Origin of the sequence: Prevotella sp. LMAG:51, from assembly GCF_008680225.1 — a bacterium.
GTDB lineage: Bacteria > Bacteroidota > Bacteroidia > Bacteroidales > Bacteroidaceae > Prevotella > Prevotella pectinovora.
Map to the genome: position 1 here is coordinate 47,710 of NZ_NALQ01000015.1, position 22,846 is coordinate 70,555.

19 protein-coding genes are annotated in these 22,846 nt (G+C 50.5%); 5 read left to right on the top strand and 14 right to left on the bottom strand.

Translation table 11 applies throughout. The features are described 5' to 3' along the window. The first annotated feature begins 66 nt into the window (after positions 1-66). Both ftsZ and CCC32_RS04535 read left to right on the top strand, forming a co-directional pair. Complete coding sequence (gene ftsZ / locus CCC32_RS04530) at positions 67-1,398, top strand: cell division protein FtsZ (RefSeq protein ID WP_044074240.1); 1,332 nt, start codon at positions 67-69, stop codon at positions 1,396-1,398. A 27-nt stretch (positions 1,399-1,425) separates the two neighbouring features. Next, positions 1,426-1,872: a GatB/YqeY domain-containing protein gene (locus tag CCC32_RS04535; RefSeq protein WP_022316025.1), complete on the top strand. Its 447-nt coding sequence runs from the start codon at positions 1,426-1,428 to the stop codon at positions 1,870-1,872. 210 nt (positions 1,873-2,082) lie between these two features. On the opposite strand, the gene CCC32_RS04540 is transcribed toward CCC32_RS04535, so the two are convergent. Next, a complete protein-coding gene (locus tag CCC32_RS04540; RefSeq protein ID WP_287072625.1) occupies positions 2,083-4,020 on the bottom strand; it encodes a helix-turn-helix domain-containing protein in 1,938 nt (645 codons plus the stop codon). Positions 4,021-4,093: 73 nt separating this feature from the next. Then, entirely contained in the window at positions 4,094-4,618 is a 525-nt protein-coding gene (locus CCC32_RS04545) for an NUDIX domain-containing protein (protein ID WP_042517895.1), read from the bottom strand. A gap of 198 nt (positions 4,619-4,816) precedes the next feature. Between CCC32_RS04545 and CCC32_RS04550 the strand changes: the two genes are divergently transcribed. Further along, positions 4,817-5,644 (top strand): alpha/beta hydrolase, encoded by an 828-nt coding sequence (locus tag CCC32_RS04550; protein WP_044072919.1) that lies wholly within the window; start codon positions 4,817-4,819, stop codon positions 5,642-5,644. Between the two features lie 18 nt (positions 5,645-5,662). Here CCC32_RS04550 and CCC32_RS04555 read toward each other — a convergent pair whose 3' ends face one another. Continuing rightward, positions 5,663-6,193 carry an LOG family protein gene (locus CCC32_RS04555; RefSeq protein WP_287072628.1) on the bottom strand — a complete coding sequence of 177 codons (531 nt, stop codon included), beginning with the start codon at positions 6,191-6,193 and terminating at the stop codon, positions 5,663-5,665. 207 nt (positions 6,194-6,400) lie between these two features. Between CCC32_RS04555 and dgt the strand changes: the two genes are divergently transcribed. Next, positions 6,401-7,738, top strand: coding sequence for a dGTP triphosphohydrolase (gene dgt / locus CCC32_RS04560; protein ID WP_287072630.1), 1,338 nt, complete (start codon positions 6,401-6,403; stop codon positions 7,736-7,738). 164 nt (positions 7,739-7,902) lie between these two features. Here the strand turns inward: dgt and rnhB are convergent, their stop codons facing one another. Together rnhB and CCC32_RS04570 are read right to left on the bottom strand one after the other, a co-directional pair. Continuing rightward, a complete protein-coding gene (gene rnhB, locus CCC32_RS04565) occupies positions 7,903-8,511 on the bottom strand; it encodes a ribonuclease HII (RefSeq protein ID WP_042519778.1) in 609 nt (202 codons plus the stop codon). 287 nt (positions 8,512-8,798) lie between these two features. Continuing rightward, complete coding sequence (locus tag CCC32_RS04570) at positions 8,799-9,443, bottom strand: hypothetical protein (RefSeq protein ID WP_044080373.1); 645 nt, start codon at positions 9,441-9,443, stop codon at positions 8,799-8,801. A 954-nt stretch (positions 9,444-10,397) separates the two neighbouring features. On the opposite strand from CCC32_RS04570, the gene CCC32_RS04575 reads away from it, so the two are divergent. Further along, positions 10,398-10,694, top strand: a complete 297-nt coding sequence (locus CCC32_RS04575; protein WP_287072635.1) for a hypothetical protein — start codon at positions 10,398-10,400, stop codon at positions 10,692-10,694. A gap of 133 nt (positions 10,695-10,827) precedes the next feature. Here the strand turns inward: CCC32_RS04575 and CCC32_RS04580 are convergent, their stop codons facing one another. The 9 genes from CCC32_RS04580 to CCC32_RS04620 all read right to left on the bottom strand — a co-directional run bounded on the left by CCC32_RS04580 (position 10,828) and on the right by CCC32_RS04620 (position 22,699). Beyond that, positions 10,828-12,954 carry a S46 family peptidase gene (locus CCC32_RS04580; RefSeq protein WP_022317375.1) on the bottom strand — a complete coding sequence of 709 codons (2,127 nt, stop codon included), beginning with the start codon at positions 12,952-12,954 and terminating at the stop codon, positions 10,828-10,830. Positions 12,955-13,076: 122 nt separating this feature from the next. Then, entirely contained in the window at positions 13,077-14,576 is a 1,500-nt protein-coding gene (locus tag CCC32_RS04585) for an oligosaccharide flippase family protein (RefSeq protein WP_287072638.1), read from the bottom strand. A gap of 103 nt (positions 14,577-14,679) precedes the next feature. Next, positions 14,680-15,909, bottom strand: coding sequence for a spore maturation protein (locus tag CCC32_RS04590; RefSeq protein WP_287072640.1), 1,230 nt, complete (start codon positions 15,907-15,909; stop codon positions 14,680-14,682). An 89-nt stretch (positions 15,910-15,998) separates the two neighbouring features. After that, a complete protein-coding gene (locus CCC32_RS04595) occupies positions 15,999-16,931 on the bottom strand; it encodes a ComEA family DNA-binding protein (RefSeq protein ID WP_022317378.1) in 933 nt (310 codons plus the stop codon). An 86-nt stretch (positions 16,932-17,017) separates the two neighbouring features. Further along, positions 17,018-17,524 carry a CYTH domain-containing protein gene (locus CCC32_RS04600; RefSeq protein WP_022317379.1) on the bottom strand — a complete coding sequence of 169 codons (507 nt, stop codon included), beginning with the start codon at positions 17,522-17,524 and terminating at the stop codon, positions 17,018-17,020. 17 nt (positions 17,525-17,541) lie between these two features. Continuing rightward, a complete protein-coding gene (locus CCC32_RS04605; protein ID WP_156132550.1) occupies positions 17,542-17,682 on the bottom strand; it encodes a hypothetical protein in 141 nt (46 codons plus the stop codon). Positions 17,683-17,788: 106 nt separating this feature from the next. Then, the gene (prfB, locus tag CCC32_RS04610) at positions 17,789-18,913 is read right to left on the bottom strand and encodes a peptide chain release factor 2 (protein ID WP_278841152.1); all 1,125 of its coding nucleotides are present in this window, start codon (positions 18,911-18,913) and stop codon (positions 17,789-17,791) included. Between the two features lie 30 nt (positions 18,914-18,943). Continuing rightward, positions 18,944-20,755 (bottom strand): AMP-dependent synthetase/ligase, encoded by a 1,812-nt coding sequence (locus CCC32_RS04615; RefSeq protein ID WP_287072644.1) that lies wholly within the window; start codon positions 20,753-20,755, stop codon positions 18,944-18,946. 207 nt (positions 20,756-20,962) lie between these two features. Continuing rightward, the gene (locus CCC32_RS04620; protein WP_042519772.1) at positions 20,963-22,699 is read right to left on the bottom strand and encodes a S41 family peptidase; all 1,737 of its coding nucleotides are present in this window, start codon (positions 22,697-22,699) and stop codon (positions 20,963-20,965) included. Positions 22,700-22,846: the final 147 nt, after the last annotated feature.

Below are 22,846 nucleotides of genomic sequence, written 5' to 3' on the forward strand. Positions count from 1 at the left end.
CGACATAAACGAGACATAAGAGAGAGAAAAGACAAAACTGGTAAACAACGAAAGTATATAAGAGATATGGCAGACGATAAGAAAATAGGCATGATGGCATCAGCCTTCGGCGAGCCGGACAAGCCAAGCAGCATAATAAAAGTCATCGGAGTGGGCGGTGGCGGCGGCAATGCCGTAAACCACATGTACCGCGAAGGTATACACGACGTCACATTCGTTCTCTGCAACACCGACAAGAAGGCCCTTAACGACTCTCCTGTCCCCGTGCACCTGCAACTCGGAAAAGAGGGACTGGGAGCCGGAAACAAGCCTGAGAAGGGACGCCAAGAGGCAGAAGACAGTGAGGAGGAGATAAAGCACATGCTCAACGACGGCACCAAGATGGTGTTCATCACTGCCGGAATGGGTGGCGGCACCGGTACGGGTGCCGGTCCTGTAGTGGCACGCATCGCCAAGGAGATGGGTATCCTCACCGTGGGCATCGTGACCATCCCGTTTGAATGGGAAGGCAAGAAGAAGATTCTGCAGGCACTCACCGGTGTTGAGAAGATGGCACAGAACGTGGACGCCCTGCTTGTGATAAACAACCAGCGCCTCTTTGACATCTATCCTGAACTATCGCTCATCGACGCCTTCGGCAAGGCAGACGACACACTGAGCGTGGCGGCAAAGAGCATCGCCGAGATAATCACGATGCACGGAATCATAAACCTCGACTTCAACGACGTGAAGACCGTATTGAAGGATGGCGGAGTGGCTCTGATGAGTACCGGCTTCGGCAAGGGAGAGGACCGTCTGAAGAAGGCCATCGAGAATGCCCTCCATTCTCCGCTGCTCAACGACAACGACGTGTTCAACTCGAAGAAAATCCTTCTCAGCGTATCGTTCTCTTCGGAGGGCGAAGACAAGAAGAACGAGCTGATGATGGACGAGATGAAGGCCATCAACGAGTTCATGGACGGCTTCGACGACGACATAGAGACGAAATGGGGAGTTTCCATCGACCCGGAACTGAAGGAGAACGTGAAGGTGACCATCCTCGCCACCGGCTTCGGCATGAAGGTGGAAGACGGCAAGATGAACATCACCGACAAGAACGAGCAGAGTGTGGAGGAGATGCGCAAGTCCCGACAGAAGAAGGACGCCGAGGATGCTCTCATCGACAGCTATTATGGCAAGGGCAGCAACAACAAGGAGAGACCACAGGTGCGCTGCTTCATCTTCGGCAACGACGATCTGGACAACGACAACCTCATCTCTGCCATTGAGTCGATGCCTACCTACAGCCGCAGCAGAACGCAGAACAACGAGCTGATAAAGCTCTCTAAGGGCGATGTGGACAGCGTTTCGCAGACGAAGGTGGGAACGACAACTTCGGGCACTATAAAGTTTGCATAGAATTCAAACACAAAAAAAGTAATAACAATGTTATACGATCAAGTAAGCAACGACATCAAGGAGGCAATGAAAGCCCGCGACAAGGTTCGCCTGGAAACCCTCCGCAACATCAAGAAAGTATTCATAGAGGCAAAGACAGCACCAGGTGCCAACGACACTCTTGAGGACGCTGCCGCCCTGAAGATTCTCGCCAAACTGGCAAAACAGGGCAAGGAGTCTGCCGACACCTTCATCGCCCAGAACCGTCAGGACCTCGCCGACGAGGAACTGGCACAGGTAAAGGTGATCGAGGAGTATCTGCCTAAGCCTCTCAGCGCCGATGAGATTGAAGGCATCGTGAAGGGCATCATCGAGCAGACCGGTGCTTCGAGCATGAAGGACATGGGCAAGGTGATGGGAATGGCAAGCAAGCAGATGGCTGGCAAAGCCGACGGTAAGGTGATTTCAGACATCGTGAAGAAACTGCTGGCTTAATCACAAAGTCACGTACAAACAGAATATATGAGTTTCCCCTCATATCCCGGACAATATCACAAAGGAAGCATCACTTCCATGGTATCGTCGGGGATATGAGGGGAAATCTGTATCCGGACCATCTATGGACAATCATTAATCTGATTTACTATAGACCATAATTCATCTGATTATCTTATAGACTATAATTCATTTGATTGTCCACTACAATCATTCATTTGTCCTCAAGCCAGAATAACTCTCGCGGAACTCTGCCGGTGTCATGCCATAACGATCCTTGAAAAGGCGCTGGAAGGTGCGCACGGTGGAGAATCCCGATGCCTTGGCAATGCTGTCGATGGTCTGCTTGTTGTCCAAGTCGCGCAGCATACGATAGGCATATTCCAGTCTGTAGTTGTTGATATAGGCTGAGAGATTGGAGAAACCGCTGAAATCCTTTATCACACGCCCCACCCTGTTCCTGTCTGAATGGAACATGTCAACAAGCGTCTGGCGCTGGAAGTCGGGATTAAGATACAATCTTTCGTCGCGGATGGTGCGGTCTATCTGTTCAAAGAGGCTACTTGCATCTTCAGAGTTGTCAGGAGATGCGTCATTTGCGTTTTCAGCCTCTTTGGCAGCCACTGCTGACAATTCCTCGTCCAGACCGGCATTGTCGCCTCTAAGGGCGATTTCCTTGCCTTTTGCGGTTCTCTGTATGGCAACTCTCATCATCTCGCTGTTGCGTTCAGCTTCGCACGCCCTGTTTTCAGCATCTTCAAGTGCCCTTTCTGCCATCTCATACCTGTCTTTATATTCCAATGCCTTCTCTATGGAACTCACAAGAGCCTTGTTCTTGAGCGCCACCACTTGTTTCTGCTTATACAGGCGGAACATATATACCACTACGAATATCACTATTGCCGCGAGCGCCACCAGTGCCACGAGCATTAGCTTGGCGGCAGCCTTGGCATCCTGAGCCTTCATCTGCTCGTCCTGCACCTTGTATACTGACAGTGTGTGTGCCATCAGCGCCATGTTCTGTGCTTCATGCAGCGTGTCTTCAAGATTCAGCGCCCTCCTCAGGTAATGACGCTCCAGCTCGCGGTTCCCCTTGGCAGAAGCGGCACTCGCCTTCAGTTCGAGTTCATCCCTATAGCTTTCGGTTATAGTGTCACCACCGTCTTCCTTGTCAATCTTGGCATATACTGCGAGCATCCTGTCGAAGAGCTTCAGTTCTCCGAGAGCCGGCACTATCATACGCTGGCTGTCGAGGGATTTCGACTGTTCCGACTGGTCAAATTCCTTCAGGCTCTGCATAGCCAGGTCTCTGTTTCCCATTTCGGCATGGGCATTAGACAGGAAAGCCAGCATCTGGGTGCGGTAGAGTTTCAGCATCACGGCGAAGGATTCCTTGTCTTTCTCCCATGCCAGCGGCTTGTCCTTTATTCCTTCCGGATGGGCTATACCCTTGTCGAGCAGGGCAATGACCTTTTCACACAAGTCCACCACATCAGCCGGTCTGTTGAGAATATGCAGTGCCACCACCTTGAGTTTAGATACTATCAGATAACTGTTCAAGCAGTTCCACGAATCGTATTTCATCAGATCGGCAAGAGCCTGGTCTATCATTTTCAGTCCTTCTTCAGAGTTGCCGAGAAGCACCATACCATATCCCACGGTGGCCTTCATCTCGAATTCCTTGTCCTTGCGTCCCAGTTCCTGGGCGAGCGTCTCTGTGGCTGAGGCATACTGCAGCATCGCCGCATTGTTTTCCGAAGCCACTGCCGAGTTTGTCATGAGTGCATAGATGCAGTATGTCAACGTCTTGTCGCCCTTGGTGTCAGAAGCGTCAAGAGCCTGCTGGCAAATTTCCATCACGGAGTCGAAGCGTGCCTCAGCCCGATACACCACGATGGCTTCGAGATATTTCTTCTGTCCCTCGCCTATTCTCTCCTCGTCGTATGCCTTCTTTATCATCCCTTTGGCATGCGACAGGTCGGCGCTGGTCACGATATTTTCATAAATATGGTTGAAATCGGTGTTCACGTCAACATATGGCGACGTTCTTCTGCCGTTGCCTCCGCAAGCGGCAAGAAGCACCATTACCATCGAGAGCACTGCCAGTGGCAACATTCTGAGGTCCATGATCTTCAGTCTGTTGATCATTGCTCAATAATCTCCATAAGTTAATAAAACACTATTGATATCTGATAAAAGGCAAGTCTTGCCTCTGTGGGCATCAACCCAACACTCCGTCGAAGAATGTATGGAGTGCCTGGCGTACGGAGCGTAGTCCGAACTGTTCGGTATGTATCTCCGACAGTGGCAGCCAGAAACATTCGGCGGCATCGTCGGAAGCCTTGAGCTGCGTCTCGTCTGCCACCTTGCAGAGGAAGAACATGTCAAGGGTACGTACGTCGAAACCTGAGAATCTATAGACGTTCGGCTGACTGAACTGGTATTTCATATCCACCACGTCGAGTGCCGTCTCTTCCTTTATCTCTCTTTTCATCGCCTGTTCCACGGTCTCGCCCATGTCGCAGAATCCACCGGGCAGGTCGAGCATCCCCTTGGCTGGCTCCAGCTTGCGACGCTCCACGAGGAGCTCGTTCTTGGAGTTAAGGATGAAGGCGGCAACTGCTGCAGCCGGATTGAGATAGAATTCAAAACCGCAATTTTCACACTTTCTGCTCTTTTCACTTGCTTCCACGAAATGCGAACTGCCGCATTTCGGACAGTATCTGAATTGTTCCAATACGTGCATAATGTATGTTTTTAAGTGATGCTGACAATGGCCGTCGTAGCCTTTGCGACTGCAATATTACAAAAAAAATGTTTAAATCAATGTGAATGGAGGGAGTTTCTTGCGTATGTCAGTTTTTTTTGCGAATATTGCATTAGCAAACTGCTACTCATGTCGTCTTCCGACATGGGGAATAATCAAAATACGACAACTACGGAAATGAAAAGAGCAAGAATGATTCTGACTGCCCTCCTTGTGGCAGGCACGGCTTGTGTGGCCAACGCCCAGAAGGGCATCAGCATGAACTTATGGAACAACAATGCGCCGAACGACAACGGTGACGCCCAGGACACTGCAAAGGTGTGGGTATACAAGCCGGCAAAGGCTGACAACACCGGCAGATGCGTGGTGATATGCCCGGGCGGAGGATATTCGCATCTGGCAATGGAGCACGAGGGACACAACTGGGCTCCGTTTTTCAACAATATGGGCATCACGGCGGTGGTGCTGAAATACCGCATGCCTCACGGCAACTGCGAGGTGCCCATAGCGGATGCTGAAGAAGCGCTGAAACTCGTGCGCAGAAACGCTGCGGCATGGGGAGTGAAGGCTGACCAGGTGGGTATAATGGGATTCTCTGCCGGCGGACACCTTGCCTCCACTATTGCAACTCATTCAAAAGGTGAAGCCAGACCCGACTTCCAGATTCTCTTCTATCCCGTGATAACGATGATGCCTGACATCACTCATCAGGGCAGCCACGACAACTTCCTCGGCAAGGATGCCAAGAAGAAGGATGAGAAACTGTATAGCAACGACGCCCAGGTGTCGCGAACCACACCACGTGCCATCATCCTGCTTGCCGACGACGACAGGGCCGTGCTACCGGCAAACGGAGTGAACTACTATAACGAACTATACCGCCACGATGTGCCGGCAAGCCTGCATGTCTTCCCGTCGGGTGGCCACGGCTTCGGAATAAGGGAGTCGTTCAAATACCACACCGAAATGGAACTCATGCTGAAGGCGTGGTTGAGAAGTTTCTGACACCAACGGCAGGAAACGTCAACCCAGCAGCTGCTTCAGCTGCTCGAAGGAATCTGCAATCTCGATGTGCCTGTGGTAGTCGCCGCGGATCATTCCGCGCTGCTGCAGGTCGTCGAGCAGTGCGATGAGGGTGTTCCAGAAGCCGTTGATGTTATAGAGTATCACCCTCTTGTTGTGATAACCTATAGTTGAAGAAGCTGCCACGGTGAAGATCTCGTCCAAGGTGCCGAGTCCGCCGGGAAGCGCCACCACTACATCGCTCTTGAGCAGCATCAGGTCCTTGCGGTCGCTGAGATTGTCGCAGGGTATCTCCACACTGAGGTATTGGCTCACGTGTCCGTTCTCTTCTATTTTCGACGGCACCACGCCGATTGTCATGCCGCCGGCATCATAGGCTGCCTTGGCTACACACTCCATCAAGCCCATGTCGCAACCGCCAAACACGATGGAATCGCCGTTTTTTGCAAGCCATTCCCCTAACTCTCTCGTTTTCTCAAAATAAACCGGCTCTATATTATCATTTGCCGAACAGAATATCGCTACTTTCATATTTCCGTGATTTTTTCCTTTGTGCCGTCTGCTGATGTGCCCAATATCTCCAAGCGGCAGGGTATCCCACCGGAGAATACTTGCTCCGCATCCCCACAGTAACGGCTAAGATTTTGTTGTCGGGTGTAAAGGTAATACATTTCTTGCTGATATGGGCACGCTTTTCTCCACGTTTTTGTAACTTTGCACAAAATAACCGTTTTCTATATGAATTGGAAAGAACTGATTTCTAACAAGCGCCTCGGACAGGAAGACCGCCACATAGAGCGCCATGACGACCGCAGCGAGTTCAAACGCGACTACGACCGTCTGATTTTCTCTGCTCCCTTCCGCCGCATGCAGAACAAGACTCAGGTGTTCCCGCTGCCGGGAAGCATCTTCGTTCACAACCGTCTCACACACAGTCTGGAGGTGGCGAGCGTGGGAATGTCGCTGGGCAACGACGTGGCGGCGGCGATAATAGGAAAGCAGCCGGAACTGGACAAGACGCTGTTTCCGCAGATCGGCACGATTGTGAGCACGGCATGTCTCGCCCACGATATGGGAAACCCACCGTTCGGACATTCCGGTGAGAAAGCGATACAGACGTTCTTCACCGAAGGAAAGGGGGCTTTCCTCAAAAACGAGATCAGCGAGGGTACATGGAACGACATTACCCACTTCGAGGGTAATGCCAATGCCTTCCGTCTGCTTGCCCACAGATTCAAAGGGCGTCGCGACGGTGGATTCGTGATGACATACTCCACGCTCGCCTCAATAGTGAAATATCCGTTCGAATCGGCTCTCGCCGGAGACCACGGCAAATTCGGATTCTTCTGCACGGAGAAGGAGATATATCAGAAAATAGCCGATGAATTGGGCATTATCCGTCATTCTCAGTCTGGCGCTCCGCTTGCCTATGCCCGTCATCCGCTGGTGTATCTGGTGGAAGCGGCTGACGACATCTGTTATGAGATAATGGACATTGAGGATTCTCACAAGCTGAAGATTCTTTCGTTTGAGCAGACAAAGGACCTCCTGCTCGGATTCTTCGATGAAAGCGTGAAAAACAGTATCGAAAAGCGTATCAAGGACGAAGGTATCACCGACGACAACGAGAAGGTGATTTACATGCGTGCCTGCGTGATAGGCAAATTGGAGAACGTGTGTGCGAGGGCATTCATCGACCACGAGAAGGAGATTCTCGACGGCACTTTCAAGGGATGTCTCATCGACCACATCCCGGAACCTCAGCGAGAAGCATACAAAAGGTGCACAGAGGTGTCGTTCAACAGAATATACAAGAGCAAACCGGTGCTCGACGTGGAACTGAGCGGTTTCAAGATTATGGAAACGCTGATGGAGATAATGACCGAAGCTGCAGTATATCCCGACAGGTTCTACTCCAAGCAGCTGATAAGCAGGGTGAGCAGCCAGTATGACATCACGTCGCCGAATCTGGAGACGAGAATCATGGCGGTAGTCGACTATATCAGCGGCATGACCGACGTGTATGCTCTGGACATTTACCAGAAGATCAACGGTATAAGCCTGCCTATAGTATAGGCATTCGAAAGACTAGTGAATTGGTAGTCTAATGAATATTTTGCACCTTTATATGTAAAAACCAAACAGTTACAAAGATATTACCCCAGTTCGGGATAAGCAACCTCAACCCCATTCATCAGAAGTCTTCAGAAACCATCAGGCAATCTGGTTTCCGGATGATTTCAGAATTCAAAGTCGAGTGTCAGCTCTTCGGGAGGCAGGAGAGTGAAAGAACGGCGATGGAATGGTGTAATACCGCATTCACGGATAGCCTGACGGTGTTTCTTAGTTGGGTAGCCCTTGTTGCTCTTCCAGTCATACTGCGGATAGTCTTCCGCCAGACGGTCCATATAGTCGTCGCGGTATGTCTTGGCGAGGATGCTCGCCGCAGCGATGGAGAGGTATTTGCCGTCGCCCTTCACGATGGTGGTGTATGGAAGGTCGCGGTAGGGCTTGAAGCGGTTGCCGTCTACTATCATCGCTTCGGGACGCACCTTGAGCTGGTCTAAAGCACGGTGCATGGCGAGGATACTCGCATTGAGAATGTTTATCTCGTCAATCTCTCCAGGCTCCACGATGCCCACAGCCCAGTCCACGGCATCGTGTTCTATTATCTCGCGAAGCTGCTTGCGCTTGCGGTCGGTGAGTTTCTTCGAATCATTGAGCAGTTCGTTCTCATAATCGGGTGGCAATATAACGGCGGCAGCGAAAACGCTTCCGGCAAGACAGCCTCTGCCGGCTTCGTCGCAGCCTGCCTCAACGAGACCTTCGTAATAATGATTTTCCAGCATTGTATACTTCTCTTTTTGTTTCGGACAATATCTTTATATCTTTCAAAGTATAAAGGTACAAATTATTTCCGACATATCAAAAAGATACACAGCGAGTTTTATCTTTTAGCCAGAATGACCGATTTGCGTTAGTCTTGTATAAGAAACCTGTAAGATTAGCCAAATAATAAAGGTGACTAAATATATGCCAGAAATCCCCCCACACCGTGGGGAACGGAACCCCCTAATGTGGGGTTTGATTCCCCACGACAGGGGGAGATTTCGAAGGTTATGCTTAAGATGACAAATTATGGCTCTACGTCCCACTGAATAGGCACGTTCTTCATCGTGATGTATCCTCTGATTGCCGCATCAACATACAGTCCGAGCTTCAGCACCTGCATCACCTTGGCGGTCTTCTTCACATTCTCGAATCTTGTATAGGTACCATCGAGCTTCAGTTTAACATAAACTCCCTCACTGACGTCAAAAGAGTCAGATGTAGTGCCGCCGTCTGGCGTATAAGATTCACCGTCTTGGTCAACGAACATTGTTACGCTGCGAAGGTCTGAATTAGGAAAATCTCCAACACCGCCGAGACTGATACGCGACTTGTCGGCTATCATCTTCACTTTCAGCACGAGGGTCACGGTGCCGTAGTTCTCTGAGGTGCTCTTGCCATAGGCACCAACCAACTGGATGTCTACATCCTTGCTGAACGGATTGATGACGGTGGCTCCAGACTCTGATGTGGTGGTAGTACCGACGAACTGTGGCGGCATATCCTTGCTGGCTGCTGGATCTGTCCGTTTGATCTTGGCGTCCTTCTTAGATACCGTGTCCAGAGTTTTTGTCACCTTCTTCAGGATATTCCCAAACTGTGCGTCTGCCGGTTGTGCAGCAAAGAAGAAAGCTGCGAATGCCACGAAGATTCTGAATAGATTTCTTTTCATAATAATATAGTTTTTAGTTTAACAATAAAGCAGTGAAGCTTGCTTGATTTATATTTGATTGTTCTTGTATTGACAATGGGGCATCCATTTCCTGCCGGCAAAATTAACGGAAGAATATGTTTTTCAGGGTTTCAAAGAGTAAATAGATGTGTCATTACGTACAAAGTTCTATGCGTATTGTCCTGTTTTTCTTCTATCTCTATTGAAATATAACGACACCAGCCAACTCATTGACCAATAAATTGACCACAAATGGGCACGATGCTTGCCCAAGTGAGGCAAGGTGCTTTCTCAAGTGGGGCACGCTGCTTGCCCCTGTTGGGCAGATTTGCTGTCAGACGTCTGCCCAATAAGTGAATGTTGTTATACCTATACTCCTGTTTTCTGGATTCTGCCAACGCATACTATTCCTGTAGTCTGAATTACATACCCACAGCTGACATTTCTTTCAGCTGACAATTCCTATCATCTGATAATTCCTCACATCTGACAATTCCTTTCATCAGCAAACCATCCAGACAATTGCCTGACAATCGCCAGACAACCAACTGTCTGTCTATCAGAATATTACGACAAAAAACCAGATGATCTGACAGTTTTTTTGAAAATTCTTGTTTTTTACTAAAAATCAGCGTTATGGGCAACTTTTACTCATATCGAGTAACTTAAACCCCAACCGGTCATTAGGGGTTACTTGGATTTTGGTTTTGGAAAAGTGGACTTTGTTTGGTTAAATTAATTCCACCAACTGGCAATATGTTATATCATATTTAACAGAAATAGTCTGTTGTGTGAACTTATTGTGCAAAAACTCCACATATCTTTGCAACAGGAAGAGGAAAACAGGGCTATCTGTCCCGAACCGGTCATCAGAACGTTTGGGAATAAACCCGACGGGCTTCTTAGAGAGAGAGAAAGGACAAAGTAAAAACAGAAAATAAAAAACTTAAGGATATGGAGAAGAAAATGATTTTGACAACTGGCGTGAATGAGAAGGAGAACATTGATTTCACGGAGCTTATCAGCAAGATAGGCGCATGGGCATCAGAACCGGTCCGCCTGTTGGGCGAATACTACTCGAGCGTGCTGGAAAGAAAGCTGTCTATCGGTCAGACATGGCGCCTGATAGAGGTGCAGCTGGCATTCTTCGCCTGCATATTCCCCGCTGACCTGTCGGTGGCTGTCCGTCTGTTAGCCGTTGCATGGCTCGGTTCGGCAGTGACAAGGTGCAGGAAGGCAATGAAGAAGTAATACCATGGAAAACACCTTATATACTTTCAATTTCACAAAATGACGAAACGGCGACAGACCTCAAGCGTGAGGCTGCCGCCGTTTATTTCGTTATCGTTTCAACCCAAATCGACCGTTTGGGGAGGGTGATTACTTATTTGTCGATTCCCATCTCCTTGAGCAGACGGTCTGCATGACCCCACTTGTCCATGAGATAGATTACATAGCGCATGTCAACGCCGATGCAACGGGCAAGTACCGGATCGAAACGGATGTCGCTTGAGAGTGAATCCCAGTTGCCGTCGAAGGCGAGACCGATGAGGTTTCCGTTGCCGTCGAACATCGGTGAACCGGAGTTACCACCGGTGATGTCGTTGTTGGTGAGGAAGCAGAGCTGCATCTTTCCGCTCTCCTTGTCGGTGTAGCGACCGAAGTCTTTTGCCGACATCAAGTCTCTCAGCTCAGGCTCAGCATAATAATCCACTACCTTGTCGCCAGTGTTCATCTTCTCAACGATGCTCTCTGAAGTGGTGTAGTAGCCTGCTGGCTTACCGCCGACTACGAGGTCTTTCACCTGTCCGTAGCTCAGGCGCATAGTGAAGTTGGCGTCGCTATAGTGTGGCAGGTCTTCCTCCATACGCACCTTGGCGTCGCAGAGGTAGCGCTCCTGCTGCTTGATTTCCGGAGCGAGGGCACGGATCTTCTCGATCACTTCGTCATAGATAGCCTTGATGTCAAGACCATACTGCACACCCGGGTCGTTCTTGTAGTTCTTCTTGTTGAAGAATATCTTCTCACCGCTCTTCATGAGGATAGACTTGGCGTAGAGATAGTCAACGAACTTCTTGTAGTCGCCGCCGAAGTCTTTGTCAATCTTGGCATAGCAAGCCGGCAGATACTTGGCGTCTACATGTTCACGGTAGTTCTTGAGCAGAGCTGCCATAACGTCCTTGTCGAGAGCCTCGTCCCAAGCATTGCTGTTGTCCTCGAACTGCACATACTGCTTTGCCGGCTTGTCCTTAGGACCCTTTACTTCCATTCCTCCGAGCACCTGCAAAGCACGTGTATTGAACTCGCTGGTGCGGTTGAAAGCCTCAATCCAGTTGGTGAACACATACTGCACGTCGAAGCGCTTGGCGTAGAGGTCTTTCATCTTGTCGAAATCAAGTTTGCCCTTCAGATAGCCGGTGCTGTCCTGATAAGCCTTTATGCGCTGCTCGAACTCCTGCTTCTGACGGATAATACCGATGGAATCGATACATTTGTTCATTCCGATGGAGTTCTTCCAGTAGTTGGAGCTTTGTGCATACTTGGAATCATACTTGATTCTCACTGCCTCGTCGGCACGCATGTGGCGGATCATGATCTGCTGCTTCACGCCACGCACCTGTGCACGTGGGGCATTGTCGGCATCGCGACGCTCCTTGATACCGTATGATGAGAGGTAACGGTTGGTAGTGCCCGGATAACCGATTGTCATGGCGAAGTCGCCATCCTTGTATCCGTCGAGCGACACCTTAGTCCAATGCTTCGGACGATAAGGCACATTGTCCTTAGAGTATGCTGCAGGACCGTTTGTCTTAGGATCGGCATAGATACGGAAGACAGAGTAGTCGCAGGTCTGGCGCGGCCACATCCAGTTGTCGGTCTCGCCACCGAACTTACCCATAGACTTAGGCACGGTGAAGACGAGGCGCAAGTCGGTGAAATCGCGGTATGTCGTGGCGTAGAACTTGTTGCCTTCGAAATATGGTTTGATTTCAAGACGGAGTGTAGGGTCTGCTGCCTTCACCTCCTTAGACATCACATTCTCGATGGAATCGAGGAATTCTGACTGTTTGTTGATAGGCAGGTTGTAGAGTCCCTTCTTGGTGAGCTCGTCAGTGATATCCTTCTGCTCCACCATGAAGCTCACGAACATGTTCTCGTTTGGCAACTCCTCCTCATAGCTCTTGGCATAGAAGCCGTTGAGCATATAGTCGTGTTCTACAGTAGAATGACTGCGGATAGCCTCGAAACCACAGTGGTGGTTGGTGAAGACGAGTCCGTCTGGCGACACCACTACACCGGAACAGAATCCGGAGAAGTTGACAACAGACTTCATGATGGCGTCGTCGCCACTGTAGAGTGCGTCGTAAGGCAAGTTGAAACCGTAGGTCTTCATCTGCTCATACACTGCCTGGGGAAGGTTGTAGAGAGTCCACATTCCCTCGTCAGCCTTGGCGCTGCCAGCAGACAGAGCCAACAGTCCTGCTAACAGGATTGATGATTTCTTTCTCATTTTTCGTATATTTAATTTAAAGTTTCGGCAAAAATACGATATATTTTCCAACTGTACTTGCTTGTGGATGAAAATATCGCTTTTAAATCCTCATAATTTCTCAATTTCTCCGCTGATGCCTGTCATTTGCGGAAATGCCTGCCAATCACGGGCAATCCGCTGAGCGGAAAATCCTTCTTCACGATATATGCTATGAAGAGGACGCCAAGCACTGTATTCACCGTCAGGGCGAGCGGTGTGGAGAGTCTGGCATTTGCCGTGGTCATGCAGAAATACAGCACTACGGTGATCAGGACATAAACGGAGATGTCTTTCATCGGATAGGCAATGGGGTACTTGCGCTGTCCCACGAAATACGAGAGCACCATCGCCGTGGCGTATCCCGCGAAACCAGCCCAGGCGCATGCCATATATCCGTAGCGAGGCACGAATATAACGTTGACCGCTATCAGCACGGCGCATCCCGCACCTGAGAAATACGCTCCCCAGATGGTCTTGTCGATGAGCTTATACCAGAAGGAGAGATTGAAATACACTCCCATCATTATCTCTGCCGCCATGACGATAGGCACCACACGCAGTCCGTCCCAATAGTCGCGGCCGATGATATGGCGCAGCACATCCATATAGCCCACCACCACGAGGAAGGCAAGGAGGGTGAAGATGATGAAGTATTTCATCGCCTTGGCATAGGTCTCACGGTTGTCCTTGTCTTTAGACTTGCCGAAGACGAACGGTTCGTAGGCATAGCGGAACGCCTGTGTTATCATAGCCATGATCATGGCTATCTTGCTTGCCGCGCCATAGATGCCGAGCTGCGAATGGGCATCGCTTCCTTTATATATATAAGGGAAGAGAATCTTGTCGGCTGTCTGGTTGAGGATGCCGGCGATGCCAAGCACGAGGATGGGCCAGCTATAGCTGAACATGCGGCGCAGGAGCGCTTTGCTGAACGAATATTTCTGTGCTACGAGTTCCCGCCAGAAGAAGAACGTGAGGATGGCAGAACAGAAGAGATTAACATAGAACGCATAGCCTGCTCCCACCGTAGGGTCGTAGATGGCGGATATGAACCCGGTGCCGCCGTTTGCCTCGTAGATATTGGGCAGAATGAGGAAGAACACGATGTTGAGGACTATCGCCATGAAGATGTTGAGGAGTTTCAGGGCAGCGAACTTTATCGGGCGCTTCTTATATCTGAGGTATGCGAACGGTATGCACTGGAAGGCATCGATGGCAACGGTAATCGCCATCACCCATATATACGACTGGTGGTCGGCATAGCCCATAAAGGCGGATATGGGATTGATGAAGAGCAGCACGAGGGCTATGAACATCAGTGAGGTGAAGCCCACACTGATGAGCGTAGTGGTATATACTGTCTGCGGATTCTCTTCTTCTTTGTTGGCGAAGCGGAAGAAGGTGGTCTCCATTCCGTATGTCAGTATCACCATCAGCAATGCCGTATAGGCATAGACATTGGTTATGACACCATAGCCGCCGCTCGCTGCCGACAGCTTTGCCGTGTATAGCGGCACGAGAAGATAGTTGAGGAATCTTCCTACGATACTGCTCAATCCATAGATTGCCGTATCCTTAGCGAGTGATTTTAAATTTGCCATTTGCTTATGTTTGTTTGTCAGCGGCATGGTCAGGATGCCTTGCCGCTATGCTGTTTTCTGTTTCTTGTTGACGTGTATGCAGGTCTTATGCCCCTATGCTGCATCAGAAGAACATATAGCATATCGCTATCGCCGCGATTACTCCGGCAAGGTCTGCCAGAAGTCCGCATGCCACGGCATGTCTGGTGTATCTGATGCCCACGCTGCCGAAATATACGGCGAGGATATAGAAAGTGGTGTCGGTGGAGCCCTGGAACACGCTGCTAAGCCTGCCCACGAAGGAATCGGCACCGTATGTCGTCATGGCGTCTACCATCATTCCACGTGCTCCGCTGCCGGAGAGCGGCTTCATGAGTGCTGTAGGCAACGCTCCCACGAAATCGGTGTTTCCGCCCAACACTCCTACTGTCCATTTTATTCCGTCGATTATCATGTCCATGGCTCCCGACGCACGGAACACTCCGATGCCCACGAGTATTGCCACGAGGTATGGTATTATCCTGACTGCGGTCTGGAATCCTTCCTTCGCTCCTTCGATGAAAGCGTCGTAAACGTTGATTTTCTTCCTCACTCCTGCCATGATGAACCCCACGATAATAGTCATGAGCAGGATATTCGCCACCGTGGTGCTCACTATGTTCATCTGGTCTTTGTCGAGCTGTCCGAATCCCCATATAATGCCTGCCACGGCGAGCGACATGCCGCCGACGGTGAGCAGCATCACCTTGTTGAGAAGGTTGATGCGCTGATAAAGGCTCGTGATTATTATTCCTGCCATAGTAGAGAAGAATGTGGCAAGGAGGATGGGGATGAATATGTCGGTGGGCTGTGCCGCTCCGAGCTGCGCCCTGTATACCATGATGCTGACGGGAATCAGCGTCAGTCCGCTGGTATTGAGCACAAGGAACATTATCATCGGATTCGTTGCCGTGTCCTTCTTCGTGTTGAGCTGCTGCAGCTGTTCCATTGCCTTCAGTCCGAGCGGCGTCGCCGCATTGTCGAGTCCGAGCATGTTGGCGGCTATGTTCATGAATATGGAGCCTGTAACGGGATGCCCCTTAGGTATGTCGGGAAAGAGCTTGCAGAACACCGGCGAGAGCAGCCTTGCCAGTGCATTCACCATTCCGCCCTTCTCTCCCACCTTCATTATGCCGAGCCACAGCGAAAGGACGCCGGTCAGTCCGAGGGAAATCTTAAAGGCTGCCTTCGACGACTCGAACGTGGACCCCATCATCTCCGGGAACACTTCGAAGTCGCCCATGAAGATCAACTTCACCAACGCTATGACGAAGGCTATGACGAAAAACGCTATCCAAATGTAATTCAGCACCATGCTTGATAATGTTTTGGTTATTTTATGTTGTATTGTCTGTTTTCCCTGTTGTATCTGTCCTTGCCGGTTATTTAGCGGAAAAACATCCGTCAGTAGGTCACATAATGGCTGAGCCTTTCTATGTCTGCCGGCGTGAACGATTTCAGCAGGCGCAGGTCTCTGAGTGACTTTATATCTCCGCGCAGCCGACGGTAGTCAACGATATCGCGTGCCTGGTAGTAATTGATGTATGGATGCTGACGGAGTTTTGAGAACGACAGTTTGTTGATGTTAAGCTTCGTCACCGCCCCTTCGTCCACGCTGACATACTGGAGAGCCTGTTCGGGCAGTCCATCTATCTCGAGCAACTGCCTTGCGGAATAGAAGCCTCCCAGCCGCTCGCGCTTTCTCACTATGGCGATGGCGTATCCGCTACCTATTCCCGGCACCCGTTTCAGCAGTGTAGTGTCGCTGGTGTTGAGCGGCACGGTCTCTCCGGGGCGCAGCTTACGTGGAAATTTCAGTGTGTCTCTCGGCGGAGCGTCATTGTATTCTGCCGATGGCGAGCCATGGCGGTCGTAGGCGGAACGGTCATCGGCATACAGCTCCGATGCCGGTCTGTAGTCTGCACTGATGCGGATATATGGTTCGAGCGCTCTGTACTGCTTCACGGTAAGTCCGTAGAGGCGCGCAAAATCCTTCGGCTCCCGGTATACTCCTCCGGAAGCACGATAGCGGTATATGTTTCTCACCATCCATTCGCTCAGTCCGAGCCTCAACAATTGTGTGCTGTCTGCCGTATTGGGATCAAAGGGGAAGAGTTCGGCTTTTCTTCCCTCCACATTATAATATTCTTTCTCTCCAGCGCCAAGAGCCTTCCCGCCAGCCACCGCGGTGCTGTCGGCAGGGGTTCCGACGAAGAAATCATCGCCGGAACAGACCACGAAATATGATGTCACCGCCAGAATTATGACGAGACTGACGATGAATATCGTCGCTATGCGGTCTGACTTCGTGAAATAAAAGAAATCTCCTAATGGCATCCCTGGCTTTTTTATTGTATTGTAAGCAAGACAATCCCTCCCGCAGATTCGTCAACGGGAAGAAATCGGCATTTGCTGTCGGTTGGTCAACGAAACTCCTCCGGCAATTGGTTGCGCCACAGCACAAAAGGCATCTGGCGAAGATAGGAGTTATAGAATCTGGCGTCTCCGGTCACTTCTTTTGCGATGAAACCAGGCTTTTCGAATGCCTCGTCTTCACTCTGAAGCTCCACTTCTGCCATCACGAGTCCTTCGTTATCACCATAAAACTCGTCTACTTCGAAGGTATGTCTGCCACTCTTCACGAGAAACCGAGTCTTGTCGATGATTCCCGGTTCACAGAGTTGCATCAGGTGTTCCGCCTCATCGAGGGTTATCTCCTTCTCGAACTCATAGCGCGAGAGTCCTCCGTCTACCGACGGTCCCTTGATGGTAAGGTATCCCTTCTCGTCGCGGATGCGCACACGCACCGTGCGGCCATGACCGCTGCATATGTACCCCTGCTTGATGCGCGACGACGAATAAGCCTGTCGCTTGTATTCGTCGTCGCGTTTGTGCACGAGGAACTTTCTTTCTATCTCAAGTCCACTCATCAGCAGTCTTTCCTTGATTAACCTTGTGTCGCGAAATAGATGATGAATGCCAATGCTCCTATGGCGAGGGCACCCAATATCCAGTTGAACACCTTTACTCCTTCTTTAGCCTGGCGCTCCTGATAGCGCTCGCGGCGGTCTTTTCCTTTCTTGCTCATAGTACAAAATTATTTAGATCCATAATCATATTGCCGTTCTGCGAAGAAGCCCTGCCGACGACATGCGATTACATTAATGATATTATTTGCGATTACATTAATAGTATTATTGCTGTTCGTCGTTCACAGGGAACTCCATGAGATACGCCTTTATGAATCCGTCGATCTTGCCGTCCATCACTCCGTCCACATCAGAGGTCTGGTAGTTGGTGCGGTGGTCTTTCACACGACGGTCATCAAAGACATAACTTCTTATCTGGCTTCCCCACTCTATCTTCTTCTTTCCTGCCTCAATCTTCGCCTGTGCCTCGAGACGCTTCTTCATGGCGCGGTCGTAGAGCTGCGACTTGAGCAGTCGCATGGCGTTGTTGCGGTTTTCGAGCTGCTTGCGGCTCTCGGTGTTCTCTATGAGGATTTCTTCCTCCTCGCCGGTATCAGGGTCGACATACTGGTAGCGCAGACGCACTCCGGTTTCCACCTTGTTCACGTTCTGTCCTCCGGCTCCACCGCTTCTGAAGAGGTCCCAGCTCACTTTCGACGGGTCTACATACACCTCTATGGTATCATCGACGAGCGGCGACACGAACACACTGGCGAAGCTCGTCATTCTCTTGCCCTGCGCGTTGAACGGCGACACTCTGACGAGGCGGTGTACTCCGTTCTCGCTCTTCAGATATCCGTAGGCGTATTCGCCGCCTTCTATCTCCATGGTGACGCTCTTTATTCCGGCCTCGTCGCCCTCCTGCAGGTTGCTTATCGTAACTTTGTGGCCATGCGACTCAGCCCATCTCATATACATACGCATGAGCATCGATGCCCAGTCCTGGCTCTCCGTACCGCCGGCTCCCGAGTTTATCTTCAGCACACAGTCCATAGGGTCTTCCTTCTGGCGCAGCATGTTCATAAGCTCCAGGTCTTCAATCGCCTTTATCGCCTTGGCGTAGTCTTCGTCCACTTCCTCCTCGGTCACCATATCGTCATGGTAGAAGTCGAAGGCAAGCTTCAGCTCTTCGGCATAGGTACGAACCTCCTTGTATCCGGTGATCCATTTCTCAATGCCCTTCACCTTCTTCATCTGTTCCTGCGCCCTCTGCGGGTCGTCCCAGAAGTCAGGAGCCTGCGTGCGGAGCTGTTCTTCCTCAAACTCCACCTTCTTCTTGTCGATTTCCAGATATTTGTGTAGAGCGTCGGCACGCTCCAACACGTCTTTCAATTGATCTTGCGTTATCATTATTCTTCTTGTATATGGTATGGCGAGGAGTTACTCGGCATACATTTTTTCTATTTCGTTCTTATAATGCTCATTGATCACCTTTCGGCGCATCTTCAGGGTGTTTGTCAGCTCTCCGCTCTCCATAGTGAACGGCTTGGGCAGCAGCGTGAATCGCTTTATCTGCTCATAGTGGGCGAGCTGCTGCTGCAGCGTTTCTATGCGTTCGGATATCATCTGGTGTATCTTGCCGTTGCTGCAGAGGTCTCCTCTTGACGTGAAGCTGATGCCGTTGGCCTGGGCGTATTTCTCGAGGGCACCGTATTCGGGAATGATGAGTGCCGACACGAACTTGCGCTGGTCGGCGATAATCACTATCTGGTCGATGAACTTGTCGACGAGCAGCTTCGCCTCTATCATCTGTGGTGCGATATATTTTCCGTTGGATGTCTTGAAGAGGTCTTTTATCCTGTCTTTCAGGAACAGCTCACCGTCTTTCATATATCCCGAGTCGCCAGTCTTGAAGTATCCCTCGTCGTCGAACGACTGTGCGGTAATATCGGGTCTGTTGTAGTAACCCTTGGTGATGGTAGGGCCTTTGAGGCACACCTCGCCCTCATCGCTGATCTTTATCTTTATGTTGTGGATAGGTCTGCCCACCGACCCTATGGTATAGGGTTTCTCTCCCACTCTGTCGCAGGTCACGGTGGCAAGGCTCTCCGTCAGTCCGTAGCCCACCACCATGGTGAGTCCGATGGAATGCACGAATTCCTCAACATGTGACGACACGGTGGCTCCTGCCGTCGGGAAGATGTTGGTGTGTTCGAGTCCCAGCTCGTGGCGCACGAGACTGAACAATGTCTTGTTATACATCTCATACTCCATGTGCAGTGCCAAAGGCGGACGCTTTCCGCGGCTCAGATATTCGATGTTGTGCTTTCTGCCCACGGCAAGGGCGTGTTTGAAGAGTTTGCGCTGTATGGGGTTCGCACTGTCTATCTTCTCCTTCACTCCTGTATAGACCTTCTCCCAGAAGCGCGGCACGGCGCACATGCTCGTGGGATGTGTCTCCTTCATTGACTTCTGCACTTCGTGCGGATCGGTGTTCACAATCAGCGTAGCACCCTCCGAGATACACAGTATCGTCCATCCCTTCTCAAAGATGTGGGCATATGGCAGGAAGTTGAGCACGCGGTCGTTCTCCGTCACCTTCACCGCCCTGTCGTTGGCTTCAATGGCGGCACTATACTGCAGATGACTGAGCATCACCCCCTTGCTGTCGCCGGTGGTTCCGCTGGTATACAGAATATTGGCGAGGTCGTCGGGCGACGCCTCCTTATATAGTTTTTCCACTTCGGTCTGGCGCGGCAGGTTCTCGCCGAGCTTCAGGAAGTCGTCGAAATATACGGCGTTGGAATCGTTGGGGTCGATCTTCACGTTGTTGTCGAAGATGATGATACGCTCCATCGTAGGACAGTGAGAGAACACGCGGTGTGCCTTGTCATACTGCTCCTGCTCTCCCACGAAGAGGAAACGTACCTGAGCATCGTTTATCATGAACTGTATCTGCTGCTCGCTGCTTGTGGCATAGAAAGGTATTGTCACGGCACGCACGCCCCACGCTCCGAAGTCGCAGAAAATATACTGCACGGAGTTCTGCGAGAATATTCCGATGTTCTCCTGCGGTTTGACACCGAAGTTGAGCAATGCGTTGGACACGACTTTCACTTTGTATGAGAATTCGTTCCATGTGTATGACTTCCATGTCTTGCCTCCGAAATCCTTGTATACAAGCACTTCGCGGTCGCCATACTTCTTTGCCTGGTCGTGAACCAAGACTGACAAATGACTTTTAGTCTGCATAATTGTTCTGTTTTTCGGGTGCAGCGCCTCGTCGTACGGCGAGACTTCTTCCACCTATATTTATGCAAAGATAATAAAGTTTTTTCATACGGCACAAAAAATCGGATATGATTTACCCCAAACCGTCCGATTAGTCGGTTTGGGGTATATATATGACGTGTATTGCACACATGTTGCTGTCGCTGCAACGCAGCGTCTGGCATCGGATTATCTGTTGTCCTTGGTGCTCTGTTTCTTGTCTTTCTTCTCTTGTTTTTTGTCCTTGGCATCCTGCTTCGTGGCTGGAGTCAGGATTTTCGTGTATTCCTGCCGGTCGTTGATGATGCGGCATGCCTCCATCATCTGCTTGTCGTAGTTGAGGTTGTTTTCTATCGCTCCCGCCTGGAAATAGTATGCCGCCACAATGTCGGCGGATATTATCTGGTTTATCAACTGCTTGTTACGGTCGAGGTCGGTGGCGAGGTTGTGGCGGAATTTCTTCTCCAGCGCATCGAACTCCTCCTTGGCATCGTCGTAATAGCCTTCAAACTTCGCTATCTTCTTCAGCTTGTCGAGTTCCTTGCTGCTTTCGGCGTCGTATTTGAATCCGCTCTTTATCACCTGCTGCTTGAAATCCTCATACTCCTGGTCGGTGAGTTTGAACTCTCCTGCCGGTGCTATAGTGGGATGCTTGGCGATGTAGTCAATCTCGTAGTTGAGCATCACTTCAGTGGAGTCGAGTCCCGAAACGCTGAGATAGTATGCTATATTCGGCAGCGAGTCGGGTTTCACTTCCACGTCGGGCTTTATTCCTCCGCCGTCGCGCACCTCTCGACCTGCCTTGGTGTAGAACACGTGGGTGAGGCTGTCGGCGACATGTTCGGTGTATCCGCCGTGGGCATGTTTGTAGTTGATTGCCTGTATGCAACGGTTGCTGGGGATATAGTATTTTCCTGTAGTCAGTTTGAGCTGGCCGTTATAAGGCAGGTCAACGGGTGCCTGAACGAGACCCTTGCCGTATGTCCTCGTGCCGAGCACCACGGCGCGGTCTAGGTCTTGGAGCGCACCTGAGGTTATCTCGCTTGCCGACGCCGTCTCGCCGTTCACCAGCACTACGATAGGCATCACTGTGTCGATAGGCTCCACGGTGGTCTTGTAGTCTGTGTTCATGCGTTTCATCTTGCCGCGGGTCCTCACGATGGTGAGGTCTTTGGGCACAAACATGTTTACTATCTGCACTGCCTCTTTCACCGATCCTCCGCCGTTTCCTCTGAGGTCGAGCACGAGGCCCTTGGCCCCCTTGTGCTTCAGGTCGATGAAGGCACGGCGCACGTCCTTGGCGCATCCGTCAGTGAAACTGTTCAGATTTATGTATCCTATGCCGTCGGGGCGCACACCGTAGTATGGCAGGTATGGCAGCGTGATGGCACGGCGCTTGATGCGCATCTGCATCTTCTTGCCTGTTGACGGGCGCTTTATCTTGAGCATGAAGGAGGTGCCTGGGTCGCCGCGCAGATGGGAGCTGACGAAGGCAACGGTCTTGTCGGTCATCGTGGTGTCGTCGATGCTCAGGATGATGTCACCCTTCTTGAGTCCAGCTTCTGCGGCTGGACTTCCCTCGTATGGTTCGTCGATGACCACTCTCGACAAGGCTGTGTTATAGCGTATCATGGCTCCTATGCCTACGTATCTTCCAGTGAACATCTTCTTCAGTTTGTTCACTTCGCTCTCGGGATAGTATTCGGTATAGGGGTCGAGCGAATTGAGCATTGCATTGATGCCATTGCCTATCACCTCGTCGGCATTCAGTGTGTCAACATATATCATGTCGAGGTAGCGATAGATGTCGCTGAACACTTCGATGTTCTTCGACACGGTGAAGTTATGGTCTTTGTCGTTCTGCGCCTTAATAGTGACGGAGAAAACCGACAGCAGGATGGCGGATAATAATAATATTCTCTTCATTCTTTTCCGTTGGATTTCATTATAATCTGCAAACTTACACAAAACTTTCGATTTTCACCTTATTTACTTTCATAAATATTGTTTCATGGCGAGTTTTACAGCTCATACACATATATAGCAATTATTTTTATCCTCATTCAGAGCCAA